The sequence below is a fragment of the Vreelandella sp. 162(4c) genome, from assembly GCF_058152265.1.
This window is the reverse complement of record NZ_CM176981.1, coordinates 5,367,030-5,381,834: the sequence shown is the minus strand read 5'-3', so window position 1 is coordinate 5,381,834 and position 14,805 is coordinate 5,367,030. Positions and strand designations below refer to the sequence as shown.

Annotated in this window: 17 protein-coding genes; 13 read left to right on the top strand and 4 right to left on the bottom strand. The window is 53.2% G+C overall.

Features of this window, described 5'->3' with window-relative positions; translation table 11 throughout:
* Positions 1–2 precede the first annotated feature (2 nt).
* Both msrA and AC4EYZ_RS24870 read left to right on the top strand, forming a co-directional pair.
* A complete protein-coding gene (gene msrA, locus AC4EYZ_RS24875) occupies positions 3–635 on the top strand; it encodes a peptide-methionine (S)-S-oxide reductase MsrA (protein ID WP_009286702.1) in 633 nt (210 codons plus the stop codon).
* Between the two features lie 49 nt (positions 636–684).
* On the top strand, positions 685–1,215 hold the full coding sequence (locus AC4EYZ_RS24870) for a cytochrome c (RefSeq protein ID WP_474192063.1): 531 nt from the start codon (positions 685–687) through the stop codon (positions 1,213–1,215).
* Between the two features lie 27 nt (positions 1,216–1,242).
* On the opposite strand, the gene can is transcribed toward AC4EYZ_RS24870, so the two are convergent.
* Entirely contained in the window at positions 1,243–1,890 is a 648-nt protein-coding gene (can, locus tag AC4EYZ_RS24865; RefSeq protein WP_022523472.1) for a carbonate dehydratase, read from the bottom strand.
* Between the two features lie 217 nt (positions 1,891–2,107).
* Here can and gorA point away from each other — a divergent pair, with 217 nt between their 5' ends.
* The 10 genes from gorA (at position 2,108) to yidD (ending at position 11,093) form a co-directional block, all read left to right on the top strand.
* Positions 2,108–3,490, top strand: a complete 1,383-nt coding sequence (gene gorA, locus AC4EYZ_RS24860) for a glutathione-disulfide reductase (protein WP_009286705.1) — start codon at positions 2,108–2,110, stop codon at positions 3,488–3,490.
* A 208-nt stretch (positions 3,491–3,698) separates the two neighbouring features.
* Positions 3,699–4,277, top strand: a complete 579-nt coding sequence (gene ectA / locus AC4EYZ_RS24855; protein WP_009286706.1) for a diaminobutyrate acetyltransferase — start codon at positions 3,699–3,701, stop codon at positions 4,275–4,277.
* A 106-nt stretch (positions 4,278–4,383) separates the two neighbouring features.
* On the top strand, positions 4,384–5,652 hold the full coding sequence (gene ectB, locus AC4EYZ_RS24850) for a diaminobutyrate--2-oxoglutarate transaminase (protein WP_009286707.1): 1,269 nt from the start codon (positions 4,384–4,386) through the stop codon (positions 5,650–5,652).
* A 103-nt stretch (positions 5,653–5,755) separates the two neighbouring features.
* Positions 5,756–6,145 (top strand): ectoine synthase, encoded by a 390-nt coding sequence (locus tag AC4EYZ_RS24845; RefSeq protein WP_027959425.1) that lies wholly within the window; start codon positions 5,756–5,758, stop codon positions 6,143–6,145.
* 229 nt (positions 6,146–6,374) lie between these two features.
* Positions 6,375–7,211 carry an ATP-dependent zinc protease family protein gene (locus tag AC4EYZ_RS24840; RefSeq protein ID WP_022523469.1) on the top strand — a complete coding sequence of 279 codons (837 nt, stop codon included), beginning with the start codon at positions 6,375–6,377 and terminating at the stop codon, positions 7,209–7,211.
* Positions 7,212–7,244: 33 nt separating this feature from the next.
* Complete coding sequence (locus AC4EYZ_RS24835; RefSeq protein ID WP_009286710.1) at positions 7,245–8,768, top strand: inactive transglutaminase family protein; 1,524 nt, start codon at positions 7,245–7,247, stop codon at positions 8,766–8,768.
* Entirely contained in the window at positions 8,765–9,778 is a 1,014-nt protein-coding gene (locus tag AC4EYZ_RS24830) for an alpha-L-glutamate ligase-like protein (RefSeq protein ID WP_009286711.1), read from the top strand. The genes AC4EYZ_RS24835 and AC4EYZ_RS24830 overlap by 4 nt, the downstream gene beginning before the upstream one ends.
* Before the next feature lie 43 nt (positions 9,779–9,821).
* The gene (locus AC4EYZ_RS24825; protein WP_027959426.1) at positions 9,822–10,268 is read left to right on the top strand and encodes a transcriptional repressor; all 447 of its coding nucleotides are present in this window, start codon (positions 9,822–9,824) and stop codon (positions 10,266–10,268) included.
* Between the two features lie 4 nt (positions 10,269–10,272).
* Positions 10,273–10,743 carry a phosphoribosyl-AMP cyclohydrolase gene (gene hisI / locus AC4EYZ_RS24820; RefSeq protein WP_474192062.1) on the top strand — a complete coding sequence of 157 codons (471 nt, stop codon included), beginning with the start codon at positions 10,273–10,275 and terminating at the stop codon, positions 10,741–10,743.
* A 17-nt stretch (positions 10,744–10,760) separates the two neighbouring features.
* Entirely contained in the window at positions 10,761–11,093 is a 333-nt protein-coding gene (gene yidD / locus AC4EYZ_RS24815; protein WP_027965443.1) for a membrane protein insertion efficiency factor YidD, read from the top strand.
* Positions 11,094–11,102: 9 nt separating this feature from the next.
* Here the strand turns inward: yidD and AC4EYZ_RS24810 are convergent, their stop codons facing one another.
* On the bottom strand, positions 11,103–11,519 hold the full coding sequence (locus tag AC4EYZ_RS24810; protein ID WP_039858498.1) for a SufE family protein: 417 nt from the start codon (positions 11,517–11,519) through the stop codon (positions 11,103–11,105).
* A 61-nt stretch (positions 11,520–11,580) separates the two neighbouring features.
* Positions 11,581–12,759: a tyrosine-type recombinase/integrase gene (locus AC4EYZ_RS24805; protein WP_041158462.1), complete on the bottom strand. Its 1,179-nt coding sequence runs from the start codon at positions 12,757–12,759 to the stop codon at positions 11,581–11,583.
* A gap of 215 nt (positions 12,760–12,974) precedes the next feature.
* On the opposite strand from AC4EYZ_RS24805, the gene AC4EYZ_RS24800 reads away from it, so the two are divergent.
* Positions 12,975–14,015, top strand: coding sequence for a DNA-binding protein (locus AC4EYZ_RS24800; protein WP_233973989.1), 1,041 nt, complete (start codon positions 12,975–12,977; stop codon positions 14,013–14,015).
* Between the two features lie 69 nt (positions 14,016–14,084).
* Here AC4EYZ_RS24800 and nfuA read toward each other — a convergent pair whose 3' ends face one another.
* Entirely contained in the window at positions 14,085–14,708 is a 624-nt protein-coding gene (nfuA, locus tag AC4EYZ_RS24795) for a Fe-S biogenesis protein NfuA (protein WP_027959432.1), read from the bottom strand.
* Between the last annotated feature and the right edge of the window lie 97 nt (positions 14,709–14,805).

Genomic DNA, 14,805 nt, shown 5'->3' with positions numbered 1-14,805 from the left:
ATATGTCACTATTTTCAAACGCTAGCTCAGGTTCAGGCCGTGTACTGCCTGGACGTGATACGCCCATAGAAACCAGTCAGGTGCATACCATTAATGGGCACTCGATACATCCTCCGTTTCCCGAAGGCCACGAGGAGATCGTGCTAGGCATGGGGTGTTTCTGGGGCGTTGAACGCCTGTTTTGGCAGTTGCCAGGAGTCTATGTCACTGCGGTGGGGTATGCCGGTGGTGAGACACCTAACCCCACCTACGACGAGACATGCACGGGGCGTACTGGCCACACCGAAGTGGTACGGGTGGTTTATGACCCACAGCAAGTCGAGCTGGAAACGTTGTTGCAGGTTTTCTGGGAAGGGCACGACCCGACCCAGGGCAATCGCCAGGGGAACGATATTGGCTCGCAGTATCGCTCCGCCATTTTTACCACCAGCCAAGCGCAGCAAACGGTAGCCGAGCAGAGTGCGGCAGCGTACCAACAGGCGCTCGACAAAGCGGGCAGAGGGGCAATCACTACTGAGATTAAGCCGCTAGAAACATTTTATTACGCAGAGGCTTACCATCAGCAGTACCTGGATAAAAACCCTCATGGCTACTGCGGCTTAAAAGGTACGGGTGTCACCTGCCCGATAGGTTAAAACGTGCGCACTAAACCTTTGACTACCGAATCATCGACAGGAAGCCATTATGCAGCAACGCCATTACCTGAAGTGGGCTTCCCCCCGCGGCACGGCAGCCAGCGCTTTAGCATTAATGCTCTGCACGCCGCTGGCTTGGGCAGGCGAGGAAACGAGCGCCCTGGCCATGCCGCCCCAAGCCGTCAGCGACACGCCATTCGCAAGTGAGCGCGAAGCCGTGGTTTGGCGCCGAGAAGAGCTTAAAGATATTGAAAGTCTGGTGCGTCAGCTGCGCTTTGATCTAATCAATAATCAAGATCTTGAGGCTGCAATGCCGCGGTTACTTGAGCTGCAAGAGCGTGCCAGCGCTGATCGTTTGCTACCTGCGTTTATTGAGGGCACCCACGGCAGTGGTTCTGAAGCGCGGGCATCCATATGGGAAGAGTGGGGTGAGTTCGCAGCCGGTTTTAGCGATCTGGAGGATAAAATCGCTAATTTAATTGATGTAGCCGAGCAAGAGGATACTCGAAACACTGCCCGAGCGCTTTCAGAAGTGGGCGCGAGCTGTAAGAGCTGCCATCGTGCCTACCGCTACGACTAAGCGTAGCGGTAGGCATTGGGGGAGTGCTTAATCGCCTTGCTGGATGCGGTCAATACGGTAAAGTGTTTCCACTTGTTCTAAACCACTTACGGTGCAGTTAAGATCTTTAACGCGGCCATCGCTTAATCCGTAGACCCAGCCATGCACCGAAATCTGCTGACCTCGCTGCCAAGCGCGCTGCAAAATTTTGGTGCGGCACAAACTATTTACCTGGGCTTTCACGTTGAGCTCGCACATGCGATCGATTTGATCTTCCAGTGGGAGGTGGTCAAGCGAATTCCTGTGATGGTTGTACTGTTCGCGCACTGAGTGCAGCCAGTAATCCACCACGCCACATTCGCCTCCCATCATGGCGGCCTTAATGCCCCCGCAGCCATAGTGACCGACAATCATGATATGGCTGACTTTAAGAACATCTACCGCGAACTGAACCACCGAGAGGGCGTTCATATCGGTGTGGTGTAGCAAGTTGGCGACGTTGCGGTGTACGAAAACTTCCCCAGGCGGGAGTGCAATAATTTGATTCGCCGGTACTCGGCTGTCGGAGCAGCCAATCCATAAATAATCGGGGTTCTGCTGGTTCGAAAGGCGCTTAAAGTAGTCGGGGTCTTCTTCGCACATACGCTCAGCCCAGGCGCGATTATTGTCGAGTAGCGTCGCAATAGGGTCAGACATAGCGTCTCCAGAAAAGTTAAAGGGCGTTAAGTCGCTGGTAGATAAGCGGGTTATCAAAGCCCTACTCAGGGTGGAATTAGGCCTTGTATAACCTAGGCCAGTACAAAATAGCAGCAGAAGGTTTTAACCTTCCCGGGTAGTCAGGTCAACCACTGCACTTGACCAATGGGCAACCCGATATTGATTCATACGAATTCTAACTCCCCAGGAGCAAATCATGGCAGACGTTTCTGAATACGAATATGACCTTCTGGTTATTGGCGCAGGCTCTGGTGGTGTACGCACCGCGCGTATGGCCGCGGCTACCGGCGCCAAAGTGGCCATTGCCGAAGATCGCTACCTGGGCGGAACCTGTGTCAACGTTGGCTGTGTGCCCAAGAAGCTTTACTCCTACGCTGCCCATTTCCATGACAGTTTTGATGATGCGGCAGGTTTTGGCTGGCAGCTGCCTGGCCCCGCCAGCTTCGATTGGGCCACACTGCGCGACAACAAAATCAGTGAAATCAAACGTCTGAATGGCATTTATCAGCGCATGCTGGAAGGCGCTGGAGTAACGCTCTTCAATGCACGAGCACGCTTGGCCGATGCACACACGGTGACCTTAAGCGGCGAGCATGGCGATATATCGGTGACTGCACAAAAAATCGTTCTGGCTACTGGTGGATGGCCCTGGGTACCCGATTTTCCTGGCAGTGAACACGCACTGGATTCCAATCAGATTTTTGATCTAGATACTTTTCCTAAGCGCTTTTTAGTGCTTGGCGGTGGCTATATTGCGGTGGAATTTTCGAGTATCTTTAATGGTCTGGGCAGCGAGACGCACCTCATCTACCGTGGCGAGCTGTTTTTAAAAGGCTTTGATCAACAGGTTCGCGAGTTCACCTGCGCGGAAATGGAAAGAAAGGGAGTCAACCTCCATTTCAACACTAACATCGAGCGTATTGAGCGCAGCCAAGACGGCTACAATGTTCACCTTACCAACGGCAACGTGCTTGAAGTCGATGTGGTGCTCGCAGCCACAGGGCGCAAGGCGAATATCCGTGAGCTAGGGCTTGAAGCGTTGGGCCTATGCCTGGATGAGGCGGGCAAAATCCCCGTAAACGAGCGGTTTGAAACAGCGCTGCCTTCAATTTTAGCCTTGGGCGACCTGACGGCTGGGCCGGAATTAACACCGGTAGCACTGGCTGAGGCGATGCAGCTTGTCGACGCCCACTTTGCCGATACGGTTCCCAAGCCGTTGGACTACACTACGATCCCTACCGCCGTTTTTTGCCATCCCAACATCGGTACCGTGGGTCTTTCCGAGGAGGCCGCGCGGGAAAAATTCACCCATATTCGCGTGTATAGCACCGATTTTCGCGCCATGAAGCACACCCTATCAGGTAGCCAAGAGCGCACCTTAATGAAGCTGGTCGTGGACGATGCTACCGATGTAGTCGTAGGGGCCCATATGGTCGGAGATGACGCGGGTGAAATTATTCAGGGAATTGCTATCGCGGTAAGAGCTGGCCTTACCAAGCAGGACTTTGACCGCACCGTAGGCATCCACCCAACGGGGGCCGAGGAGTTCGTCACGCTGCGTACGCTGACACGCAGATAAGCATATTAAAAGTGAAGGCGTGCCCATGGGCGCGCCTTTTTTTGTAGGCTACTTGCACTATTCTAAAAGAGATAGCGGTGAGCGGTGGTTATGCTACTCGATCATAACAAAAAATTATGGAAAGCGAGGTGTAGAATAATATGATTTTTGAATTGCTCATAATCAGCTGTTATAATGAACATCAAATTCGCTACAGCGAAGCATAACTATGAGTACGCCGACACAACCTTTTACCCCCTCTGCTGACCTTGCTAGGCCAACGGTGGCTGATGCTGTTGTGGGTCATGCGGAGATGCCGCTGTTTATTCGCAAACCCAATGCGGATGATGGCTGGGGAGTTTACGAGCTGGTCAAAGCTTGCCCTCCGCTGGATGTGAATTCAGCCTACGCTTACTTGCTACTGGCGACTCAGTTTCGTGATACCTGCGCAGTGGCTACCAATGAAGAGGGCGAAATCGTTGGTTTTGTTTCTGGCTATGTTAAGGATAATGCTCCAGACACCTACTTTTTATGGCAAGTGGCTGTCGGTGAAAAAGCACGTGGTACAGGGCTAGCGCGACGCTTGGTCGAGGCTATTATGTCCCGCCCTGAGCTTGATGATGTGCATCACCTTGAAACCACCATCACCCCTGACAATCTAGCCTCTTGGGGCTTATTCCGTCGCTTGGCGGCACGCTGGCATGCGCCGCTCAATAGCCGCGAATACTTCTCTACCGAACAGCTCGGAGGAGAGCATGACCCGGAAAACCTGGTTCGTATCGGCCCGTTCCAAACAGATCGCATCTAATACGTCGTTTTGCTAGATACACGTATCGGACTTACCGTTTTTCCCGCTCATGTTGCTTCGGGCAAGTAATGCCTAAAGTTAAAATGATCAACCAAGGAGGTCGCTAATGCAGACCCAGACGCTTGAACGCATGGAATCCAATGTACGTACTTATTCTCGTTCGTTTCCGGTGGTATTTACCAAAGCGCAAAATGCGCGCCTAACCGATGAGAATGGCCGTGAGTACATTGATTTCCTCGCCGGCGCGGGCACGCTGAACTACGGCCACAATAATCCGCACATGAAACAGGCGATGATTGATTACCTGTCGACTGACGGTGTTGTTCACGGTTTGGATATGTGGACCAATGCCAAGCGTGATTATCTTGAAACGCTGGAAGAAGTTATTTTCAAGCCTCGCGGGCTGGATTATAAAGTGCATCTGCCTGGCCCAACCGGTACCAATGCCGTAGAGGCCGCTATCCGCTTGGCTCGTGTGGCTAAAGGCCGTCACAACATTGTCACCTTCACCAATGGTTTCCACGGCGTCACCATGGGGGCTTTGGCGACCACGGGTAATCGTAAATTCCGTGAAGCCACGGGTGGCATACCCACCCAGGGCGCTAGCTTCCTGCCTTACGATGGCTACATGGGTGAGCATACCGATACCCTGGATTATTTTGAAAAGCTGCTCAGCGACAAATCTGGTGGTCTGGATATTCCAGCGGGTGTCATCATTGAAACCGTGCAAGGTGAGGGCGGTATTAACGTTGCAGGCTTGGAGTGGTTAAAGCGTCTCGAAGGGATCTGCCGTGCACACGACATTCTGCTGATTATTGATGATATTCAGGCAGGCTGTGGCCGTACGGGTAAGTTCTTTAGCTTCGAACACGCGGGTATTACACCTGACATTATTACCAACTCGAAATCGCTCTCCGGTTTTGGCCTGCCATTTGCCCATGTGTTGATGCGCCCAGAGCTGGATAAATGGAAACCGGGTCAATATAACGGCACTTTCCGTGGTTTCAGCCTGGCGATGGTGACTGCCACCGCTGCGTTGAAAAAATACTGGACTAATGACACCTTTGAGCGTGATGTTCAGCGCAAAGGGCGTATTGTAGAAGAGCGCTTCCAGAAGTTAGCAGCGCTGTTAACGGAGCACGGCATGCCTGCCACTGAACGTGGTCGTGGCTTGATGCGCGGTATTGACGTCGTGTCGGGTGATATTGCCGATAAAATTACCAGTAAAGCCTTTGAGCATGGTCTGGTAATCGAAACCAGTGGTCAGGATGGTGAAGTGGTTAAGTGCCTATGCCCGCTAACCATTAGCGATGAAGATCTGCTGAAAGGTTTGGATATTCTCGAAATGTGCGTTAAAGCTGTTGCTAGCGAATAACCTGGCGGTAGGATTAAGCGTTACGCTGAAGCAGTAGCTCACAGTTTTTAGTTAGGGATATAGCGGCTGGTAGTCACCAGCTGCTTTGCTAAGGAGTACTCCTATGATCGTTCGTAATATTGAAGAAGCGCGTAAAACAGAGCGCCTAGTGACCGCCGAAAATGGTAACTGGGACAGCACGCGCCTGGTGTTGGCCAACGACGGTGGAAACTTTTCTTTCCATATCACACGAATTTTCGAAGGCACTGAGACTCATATTCATTACAAACATCACTATGAGTCTGTGTACTGCATCGAAGGCGAGGGCGAGGTAGAAACACTCGCTGATGGCAAGATTTGGCCTATCAAGCCGGGTGATATCTACATCCTCGACCAGCACGATGAACATCTGCTGCGTGCGCATAAAACCATGCACCTAGCATGTGTATTTACACCGCCGATTACGGGCAACGAAGTTCACCAGGAAGATGGCTCATACGCAGCCCCAGAGTAAATCGTGCTAGCGTGAGATAGATAAGAAGGCAGCCTGCTAAATATGCGGGCTGCCTTTTTTGATCTGAATGGACGAGCGCAATTTTACCCATAGCGGCCTCACTGGTTCGCTTAATATATATTATGTTAAATTAGATAAAATAGGTGCTCCAAAAGCGATGATGGCGTTGGACACTAGACCCCCATCTCCTTATCATTCCCCAACCTATTGTCCAAGGATATCTCTCGTTATGCGCCCAGGTGTTTTGTGGCTTATCGCTGGCTTGTCGCTTTCGATCGCAGGCTGTGCAGCAACCCAGCCGGAAACGAATCAACCGCCCCCTTTAAGCGAAGCCTCATTCAATTCTCGTATCCTGGAGTTAGAGAGCCAGCTAACGCAACAATGTGACACCCGCATTAATTTGCAGCAACGCCAGCTTGATCACCAGCAGGCATTGACCGCTGATATGCGTGAAGTGGGCAGTTTATTGCGTTACCTCCGCCAAGACGTACAGCAATTGGAAGCTCGCGGTGAAGAGCCGGTCATCATACGTGAAGAGTGTGAGATTGATGAGAGCTTGACCACTAAAACGTTACTGGGCCGCAGCGAATGGGTTGGCTTACCAAGCCTTGGCACCTACCTCAAAGCGCGAGTCGATTCAGGAGCCAACACCTCGTCCCTTTCTGCTGCCGAGATCACTCGCTTCGAGCGTGACGGTGAAGATTGGGTGCGCTTCAAGTTGGCGCTGAACGACGATGACGTGGCGGTTGAGTCGCAGCGCGATGAGTGGGTTGAAGCGCCTATCGTGCGCCGAGTGCGCATTGTTCAAGCCTCTGGCGAAGAGTCACGTCCCGTCATTTCTCTGTTAATGACTCTAGGGCCGATTCGTGAAAATGTCGAATTTACCCTCAATGACCGCTCTCATCTCGATTATCCAGTGCTGCTAGGACGGCGCTTTTTGATGGATATTGCGGTAATTGATGTAGCCGATACTTACTTGCATGAGCGCCCCGAATTTCCTGGTGGCGAACCAGCGGACCAAGCTGCTGAAGATGAAGCAGTTGACGAAGACGATAGCGAAGAGTAACCGCTCTGACGCTTCACGAGGAAAGGAATCTCCATGTCACGGTTAATGTTCTATATTATTGTCGGCCTGTTGCTAGTCGCGGGCGTAGCGACCAGCGTGCACCGCCATGTGCAGTTTGAAATTCCATGGTTGCCTGGTGAACAGCGCCAAGTGTGGGAGATTGAGGCTGGCATTACCTTTAATGCTCAGGACGGTCCCGTCCAGGTCGACTTGGCGTTGCCTTCCCATCAGGCAGGCTACCGTGTACTGACTGAAAACACCGCATCATCAGGGTATGGGCTTGCTTATCAGGCGGATGATTTAGGCCGCACCGCCCGCTGGACTATTCGTGAAGCAGTGGGTAGCCAAACATTATACTACTCGGTTCAGATGCTGGTATCTCAAGATGCTCGCTCGCCGGTGCAGACACCCCCTGAAATCCCCGTCACAACGCCTTGGGAAAGCCCCTATGACACTGCGGCTAATCAGCTTATCGAACAAGCCTGGGCGCGCAGTGCCAATAACGCCACCTTCGCCCGTGAGTTAATACGTGATATTAACGGCGAGCGTCAATCTGAAAATGCCCGTCTGCTGCTGACGCAAGAGAATCCGGCGGCCTTGGTGGTGCGGTTGCTAAACCAGGCAGGCGTATTAGCGCGTGAAGTGAGCGGCCTGCTTCTGGAAGATGGTCGTCGTCGCCAAACGCTTAGCAGTTGGATTCAGGTGTTTAACGAGTCAGGTGAAGAATGGTCAATTTTCCATCCACTGACGGGTGAGCAAGGTAAGCCCGACAACCTGCTGCTATGGGAAACCGGTGGTCGAGCGGTATTAGAAGTTCAGGGCGGCACCAACTCACGGGTTTCTTTCTCAATGATGACCCATGACCAGCCTGCTTCGGCGGCGGTGCGCAACCACTACTCTGAAGATACGCTACTGAATTTCTCCATTCACAGCCTGCCACTGGAGGAGCAAGCGCTATTCCAAACTATCTTGCTGATTCCCATTGGTGCGTTAATGGTGGTGTTTTTGCGTGTGCTGGTGGGCATCAAAACGTCCGGTACCTTTATGCCGGTGCTGATCGCCCTCGCCTTCATTCAAACCACCCTTCCTACGGGTTTGATTGGCTTCCTGCTTATCGTTGCCGTCGGTCTGATTATTCGTAACTATCTCTCCTACTTGAATTTATTACTGGTGGCCAGGGTCTCGGCGGTGATCATAACGGTGATTGCGATTATCTCGATCTTCACCGTATTGGCCTACCGCATGGGGCTCAGTGCTGGCTTAACGATCACCTTCTTCCCGATGATCATCCTGGCCTGGACCATCGAGCGGATGTCGATACTTTGGGAAGAGGAAGGCCCTAAGCAGGTGCTAATCCAAGGCGGCGGCAGTTTGATCACGGCTATCCTTGCCTACCTGGCGATGAATAACCCCTGGGTACGTCATATCACCTTCAACTTCCTGGGTGTTCAGTTGATATTGATGGCGTTGATCTTGCTGCTGGGCAATTACACCGGCTACCGTTTATTGGAGCTGCGCCGCTTCAAACCAATCACTGACGATGAGAAGCCCTCATGAGTTGGCTGAAGAATTGGACGTGGCCCACGCGCTTGCGGGATAAAGGTATTATCGGCATGAATCGGCGTAATATTCGCTACATTGGCCGATATAATAGCCGCCGTCTCTATCCCCTTGTCGATGACAAGCTTAAAACCAAACTACTGGCTCAGCAGTATGGGATTACCACGCCCGAGCTGATTGGCACCGTAACAACCCAATTTGGCGTTAAGCATATTGGCGCCATGCTCACGGGGCACGCGGGCTTCGTCATCAAGCCTGCTAAGGGAAGCGGCGGTAAGGGCATCCTGGTGATTGAAAAGGTCGAAGATAACGCCTTTATCAAGCCTAGTGGTACCACGCTCTCTCTTACCGACGTTGAGCGACATGTGTCGAATATTCTGTCAGGGCTCTACTCATTGGGCGGCTCGCCTGATGTGGCGGTGATTGAAACACTGATTAATTTCGATGAAAGCCTGATGGATTACACCTATGAAGGTGTTCCTGATATCCGGGTTATCGTCTTCAAGGGTTACCCGGTGATGGCCATGATGCGCCTTTCCACCGCAGCATCCGACGGCAAAGCAAACCTGCACCAAGGGGCGGTAGGCGTTGGCTTGAACATCGCTACCGGGGCTGCCCTGCGCGCCGTTCAGTTTGACCGCCCTTGCTTTAGTCATCCGGACACGGGGCACGATCTGGCAAGTTTGGTCGTTCCCCAGTGGGAAACGCTGCTTAACTTAGCGGCGGGTTGTTATGAAATGACCGGTCTAGGTTACCTGGGTACTGATATGGTGCTGGATCGTAAATACGGGCCGATGCTGCTTGAGCTCAACGCCAGGCCTGGCTTGGCTATTCAAATGACCAATGGTGAAGGTTTGCGCCGTCGCCTCGATCTGATTGAACGTCAACCCGATGGCGTGCCCGCTAAACAACGGGTAGCTTTTGCCCAGCACCATTTTGCGCGACAAAGTGAGCTGGTAGACAGCGAATCGGTAGAAAGCTCTGACACCGCTTCCACCGGCGCGTAGACTACTAACGAGAGCCTAGGCTAACAACGTCAACGAGTTGCCCATGACCCAAGCGAGTACACTACTACAGCAGGCGGAGTCTCAGTGCCATATCCGCGGCGTCCGCTTCACCCCTATTCGCCGACGCGTGCTGGAGATGATCGCCGAAAATGGCGGTGGGCTAAAAGCCTATGACCTGCTCGATAAGCTCTCTACTGAGCATGCGGCTGCCCGCCCCCCGACGGTTTATCGGGCGCTTGAGTTCTTGATTGATCAAGGCTTGGTGCATCGCATTGAGTCACAGAACTCCTACGTGGCCTGCGCTTGCCCAGAGCATGCGCATGGTTTTCAACTACTGATTTGCCGTCACTGCGGCTATGTCGAAGAGCTGCACTTGGACGAGATAAGCGATCAACTGGCGGCGCTGGCAAAACGCCAGGGCTTTAACGTTGAGCGCCAAACCATTGAGCTTCAAGGGCTTTGTCAGGACTGCCGAACAGTTAGCGAGTAAATTTATGTCCCGTTTTGATCACGTCGCGCCGGATGCTCTGTTTAAGCAACTCGAGTGCGCTGCCCCAGAAGATAGTCTTCCCGCTGTGGCCACTTTGCTAGCCGCGGTGCGTTTTAATGCTGATGGTTTGATCCCTGCCATTGCTCAGCAGCACGATACTAACGAAGTGTTGATGATGGCCTGGATGAACCGTGAGGCGCTGGAAGAGACGTTAACCACCCAGCGTGTTTGCTACTATTCGCGCTCGCGGGGAAAACTGTGGCGCAAGGGTGAGTCATCGGGCCAGCAGCAGCAGCTTGTTTCTGCTGCGTTGGATTGCGATGGTGATACGCTGTTGTTGCAAGTTGAACAAACAGGGCCTGCTTGCCACACCGGGCGGCGCAGCTGTTTCTATATTGCCGTGGATGGAGAGCAGGCCTCAATTACCAGCAATCCGCTGATTGATCCTGACGACCTGTACGGCAAAAAAACCTAGTTCTGCCTATGCAAGCTATGACTCGGTTAATATCAGCCCTGCGCTCAGGCCCGCGTTGGGTATTGATGAAGGTGATGATTGGCTGCGTTAGAGTCTATCAATATACGCTCAGCCCCCTTTTAGGCCCGCGCTGCCGCTTCTGGCCGAGCTGTTCGTCCTACACGATTGAAGCGATTCAGGTGCATGGGCCCATCAAGGGCGGCTGGATGGCCGTTAAGCGGATCGTTAAGTGCCACCCGGGCAATCCTGGCGGTATGGATCCGGTGCCCGGTGGCCGCAGCGAACAGCTTTGCCGCGAGGATGACGAAAAGGGATCGCCGCCCTCTTGCTGTGACCATCACCCTCGCTAGCTTGTTTTCCTACTTCTGCTGCGCTACCGCGTAGATCTTCTCCAGCATGGCATGCAGGCCGTTGCTGCGCGTAGGTGAAAGGTGCTTATCCAATCCCAGATCCGCCAAAAAGTGTGGCTCGGTAGCGCGAATCTCAGCGGCGGTGCGTTCGCTGTAAATGCGCAGCAATACGGCAATCAGGCCGGATACGATGGCGGCATCGGAGGTCGCTTTGAACACCAGCTTATCGCCCTCCTCCTCATGGCGCATCCACACGTTTGACTGGCAGCCCTGTATCTTAAACTCTTCGAGTTTCCACTCTTCGGGAAAGTCAGGCAGTTGCTTGCCCATATCGATAATGTACTGATAACGATCCATCCAGTTATCAAATATTTCGAAATCTTCGATTAGCTCTTGCTGGGCCTGTTCGGCGCCGGAAGTGCTCATGCTATTTCCTTCTCTATTGGAATTGGCTGAATATTGGCGACTGACATTTTGCGTCATAGGGTTACTCATTGTGGCCATTATAACGGCTCGAAGGTGTCTTGAGGGAGGTTGTGTCGGAAACAGTCAATCGATGTCGCTGCTGTTCAAGATGCCACTCGTTGTCTTCGCTATGGAGATAGCGTGAGGTGGTGTCGAGGCGTGCGTGTCGGGCGCTTTCGGCCAGATGACGCAGGCTAATACCCGATTGAGCCTGATGGGTGATCGATGTGTGCCGTAACCAGTGCGGCGTTGCCAGGTTAAGCGCGGTCACATGTTCCGATGCTCCGTTAATATCTTCAAGTGCTTGTGCCGCCTGCTGAAACGTTGCGCGAATAAGCCGATAAAGCTGGTTATGGCCAAGGCCACGCTGTCCATCCAGAGCGCGAAGCACCGGTGCTTCAGCTTCAAACTGCTCAGGGTATTCAGGCAATCCCAGCGTATGGCGCCACTGGCGCAAACAATCAAGCATATCGTCAGGCAACGGAATGCGCGCCATCTTGTTTCCCTTGCCCACCACATGCCACCACCAGCGCCCTTCGCTGCGCTGGAAATCCCCCATACGTGCATCGGCCATCTCGCTGATGCGCGGTGCCAGCAAATAGGCAAAGCCAAAGATAAAGCGCCGTCGTGAATGTTCAAAACGGGCACGACTGCCCTCCCCAGCCTCTAACGGGCTATTCAGCCACTCCCACAGCCACGCCCACAAATCACTTTCCAAATAGCGCTCAACACGCGGCGTTTGATTATTCAGGCGCCGCGATTTATCGCGCATCAAGCGAAACGGATTGTGGTGAACCCAGCCTGCTTCCACCAACCAGGCAAACATCCCTTGCAGTATCACCAGGCTTTGGCGTTGGCTGGCGGGTGATAAACCGCCACGAAATGGCCGCCACGACGGGTGCGCGCGGGGTTTGGAGGGCCCTACCCATTGCTCGCTTGGCTGTGGGTCGGCGAGAAAGGCTTCAAAGCGGCGCAGGTTTTCGCGGTTGATATCGGCCAGCGTGTGCCCTTGGCTGGCGAGCCAGAGCAGCAGCCGCTCCGCTTCGCGACGGTACGCTTTCCAGGTTTGTGGGCTATCCACGTACTCTTCAAGCCATGCGGTCACTGCCTGGGCATCGTTTTGGGCGCTAATACGTCCGCCATTTGGCGAATCTTTCAATATCTGTAGTTGACCAGTGGGTGTAATAACCTCGTTCGCCATGCCCGTCGCCACTCTCTTCTTTTTAGCCGATGTTTATATTATCTGGCCTTAAGTGTGCTCCTGTAGCCCTATAAATTCAAGATAATACGGGTAATCTTGAATTTATGTGCATTATCATAAATAAAATTACGTATTACATAATACGTAATTGTTGCCTTTTATACGACAAGTCCCGACAATGGTGGTTACAGAAGCTCTCAAGGAAGGATCATTTCATGGCCCGCAACGGCATTCAGTACAGCGATGTTCAACAAGCCATTGATGCCCTGTTGGCCCGGGGCGATACGCCCAGCGTGCAGCGTATTCGCGATGTGCTGGGCACCGGCAGCTTCACGACGATTAGTGATCACTTCCGCTTGTGGCGCAGTGAGCGGGAACAGAATCGCGACGTGCCGCCGCCCAAGGGTGTGCCGGAAGTCGTGGTGACCATGGCCAGCGAGCTATGGCGCGAGGCCCAGGAGGTAGCGAATCAAGCGCTGCTCCATTATCGCGAAGATGCCAATCGCCAAGTGGCAGAGGCCCAGCAGCTCGCGGAGGACGCTAAACAGCAGGCCGCTAACGCCGAACAGCGCGAAAGCGCCCTCGCCGAGCACTTGCGTCATATGGAGCAGCGCCTGGAAGCGTTAAATCGGGAATTAGCCGCCAGTCAAACCAGCGAACATCACTGGCATCAACAAGCCGAAGCATCCCAAGAAGAAGTAACTCAACTGAAGCAGGTACAAAAACAGCTAGAGAGCCAAGCAGATGCACAGCGCGATGCGCATAGCAATGCCCTCAGCGAGCAGCAGGTAGCGTGGGAGCAGCGTTTAGCACAAGAGGAGCAGCGCCATGAGGCGGCTGAAGGAAGACTGATGGCGATGCTGGATAGCGCTCAGCAGACGCGCGCCCAGGAAGAGAAGACTTTCCAAAAACGTCTGCAGCAGTCTGAGCAGCGCATTGAGACATTGAGTCAGGAGCTAAAGACAAAGCAGCAGGCCCTGCATCAACTACAGCTGGAAGCCAGTGAGCGCGAGCAACAGCTAAGTGAGCAGAAACAGCAAATGACGGCATTGGAGAAGCAAGAGAAAGCGCTGATCCAGCAGCTAGATGAGGCCAAAGCCGCGCTAAACAGCCAATCTCAACAGCATGCCGAGCGCGAAGCTGCACTACTGCAAGCGTGGCAAGAGAAGCTTTGGAGCCGTATGGAAGCGCTGCAAACACAGCTAACGGCGCTACCCGATGCGCTTTCAAAACAGGGCAGTGAGCCAGGCCAGTAATCAACCTGGAGACGTAGTAAAAAAGCCCAGCGATTCAAGCTGGGCTTTTTGAGCCTTACTATCGCTTATTCAGCGGTAGTAAGCGTTGGTGGTATCGCTGTGATCGGTAACGTCGCGAATACCGGCAAGCTCTGGAATGCGCTCCATCAGGGTTTTCTCAACGCCATCTTTCAGGGTTAAATCAACCGCTGCACAACCCTGGCAGCCGCCGCCAAAGGCCAACACCGCGTACTGCTGTTCGGTGAGTTCCACCAGCTTGATTTCGCCACCGTGGGCCGCCAGCCCAGGATTAATCTCGCTGTAAAGCACATAATTGATACGGTCTTCCAGCGGGCTATCCGCATTTACCTTGGGCATTTTGGCGTTGGGCGCTTTGATGGTTAGCTGGCCACCCATGCGGTCGGCGTTGAAATCCACTACCGCCTCTTCCAAAAACGCTAAGCTGTTTTTATCGAGAAAGACGTTGATTTTCTCGAGCTCAAGCAGAACGTCGGTGGGTTCTTCTTCGCCGGGACGACAGTAAGCCAGGCAGGTTTCCGCGTAGGGTGTGCCCGGCTGGGTAATGAAAATGCGTACGGCAATACCCTCAACGTTCTGCTTTTCCAGCAGTTCTGCCAAGTATTCTTGCGCACTGTTTGTAATATCAATACCTTGGGTATCGACACTGGTTTCTTTTTCGCTAGTCGTGGTCATGAGGGCTGTCTTCCTCCCGTGGTAGTGGCGCCGCCACTTCACATGTCATTTGTGTCTATGGTAAGCAAAACAGCGCGCTGACACAATCCCGACTGTT

Bases quoted from the DNA above. Each gene is read 5' to 3' on its own strand.
- msrA (WP_009286702.1), top strand. From the start codon at position 3: ATGTCACTATTTTCAAACGCTAGCTCAGGTTCAGGCCGTGTACTGCCT.
- AC4EYZ_RS24870 (WP_474192063.1), top strand. From the start codon at position 685: ATGCAGCAACGCCATTACCTGAAGTGGGCTTCCCCCCGCGGCACGGCA.
- can (WP_022523472.1), bottom strand. From the start codon at position 1,890: ATGTCTGACCCTATTGCGACGCTACTCGACAATAATCGCGCCTGGGCT.
- gorA (WP_009286705.1), top strand. From the start codon at position 2,108: ATGGCAGACGTTTCTGAATACGAATATGACCTTCTGGTTATTGGCGCA.
- ectA (WP_009286706.1), top strand. From the start codon at position 3,699: ATGAGTACGCCGACACAACCTTTTACCCCCTCTGCTGACCTTGCTAGG.
- ectB (WP_009286707.1), top strand. From the start codon at position 4,384: ATGCAGACCCAGACGCTTGAACGCATGGAATCCAATGTACGTACTTAT.
- AC4EYZ_RS24845 (WP_027959425.1), top strand. From the start codon at position 5,756: ATGATCGTTCGTAATATTGAAGAAGCGCGTAAAACAGAGCGCCTAGTG.
- AC4EYZ_RS24840 (WP_022523469.1), top strand. From the start codon at position 6,375: ATGCGCCCAGGTGTTTTGTGGCTTATCGCTGGCTTGTCGCTTTCGATC.
- AC4EYZ_RS24835 (WP_009286710.1), top strand. From the start codon at position 7,245: ATGTCACGGTTAATGTTCTATATTATTGTCGGCCTGTTGCTAGTCGCG.
- AC4EYZ_RS24830 (WP_009286711.1), top strand. From the start codon at position 8,765: ATGAGTTGGCTGAAGAATTGGACGTGGCCCACGCGCTTGCGGGATAAA.
- AC4EYZ_RS24825 (WP_027959426.1), top strand. From the start codon at position 9,822: ATGACCCAAGCGAGTACACTACTACAGCAGGCGGAGTCTCAGTGCCAT.
- hisI (WP_474192062.1), top strand. From the start codon at position 10,273: ATGTCCCGTTTTGATCACGTCGCGCCGGATGCTCTGTTTAAGCAACTC.
- yidD (WP_027965443.1), top strand. From the start codon at position 10,761: ATGACTCGGTTAATATCAGCCCTGCGCTCAGGCCCGCGTTGGGTATTG.
- AC4EYZ_RS24810 (WP_039858498.1), bottom strand. From the start codon at position 11,519: ATGAGCACTTCCGGCGCCGAACAGGCCCAGCAAGAGCTAATCGAAGAT.
- AC4EYZ_RS24805 (WP_041158462.1), bottom strand. From the start codon at position 12,759: ATGGCGAACGAGGTTATTACACCCACTGGTCAACTACAGATATTGAAA.
- AC4EYZ_RS24800 (WP_233973989.1), top strand. From the start codon at position 12,975: ATGGCCCGCAACGGCATTCAGTACAGCGATGTTCAACAAGCCATTGAT.
- nfuA (WP_027959432.1), bottom strand. From the start codon at position 14,708: ATGACCACGACTAGCGAAAAAGAAACCAGTGTCGATACCCAAGGTATT.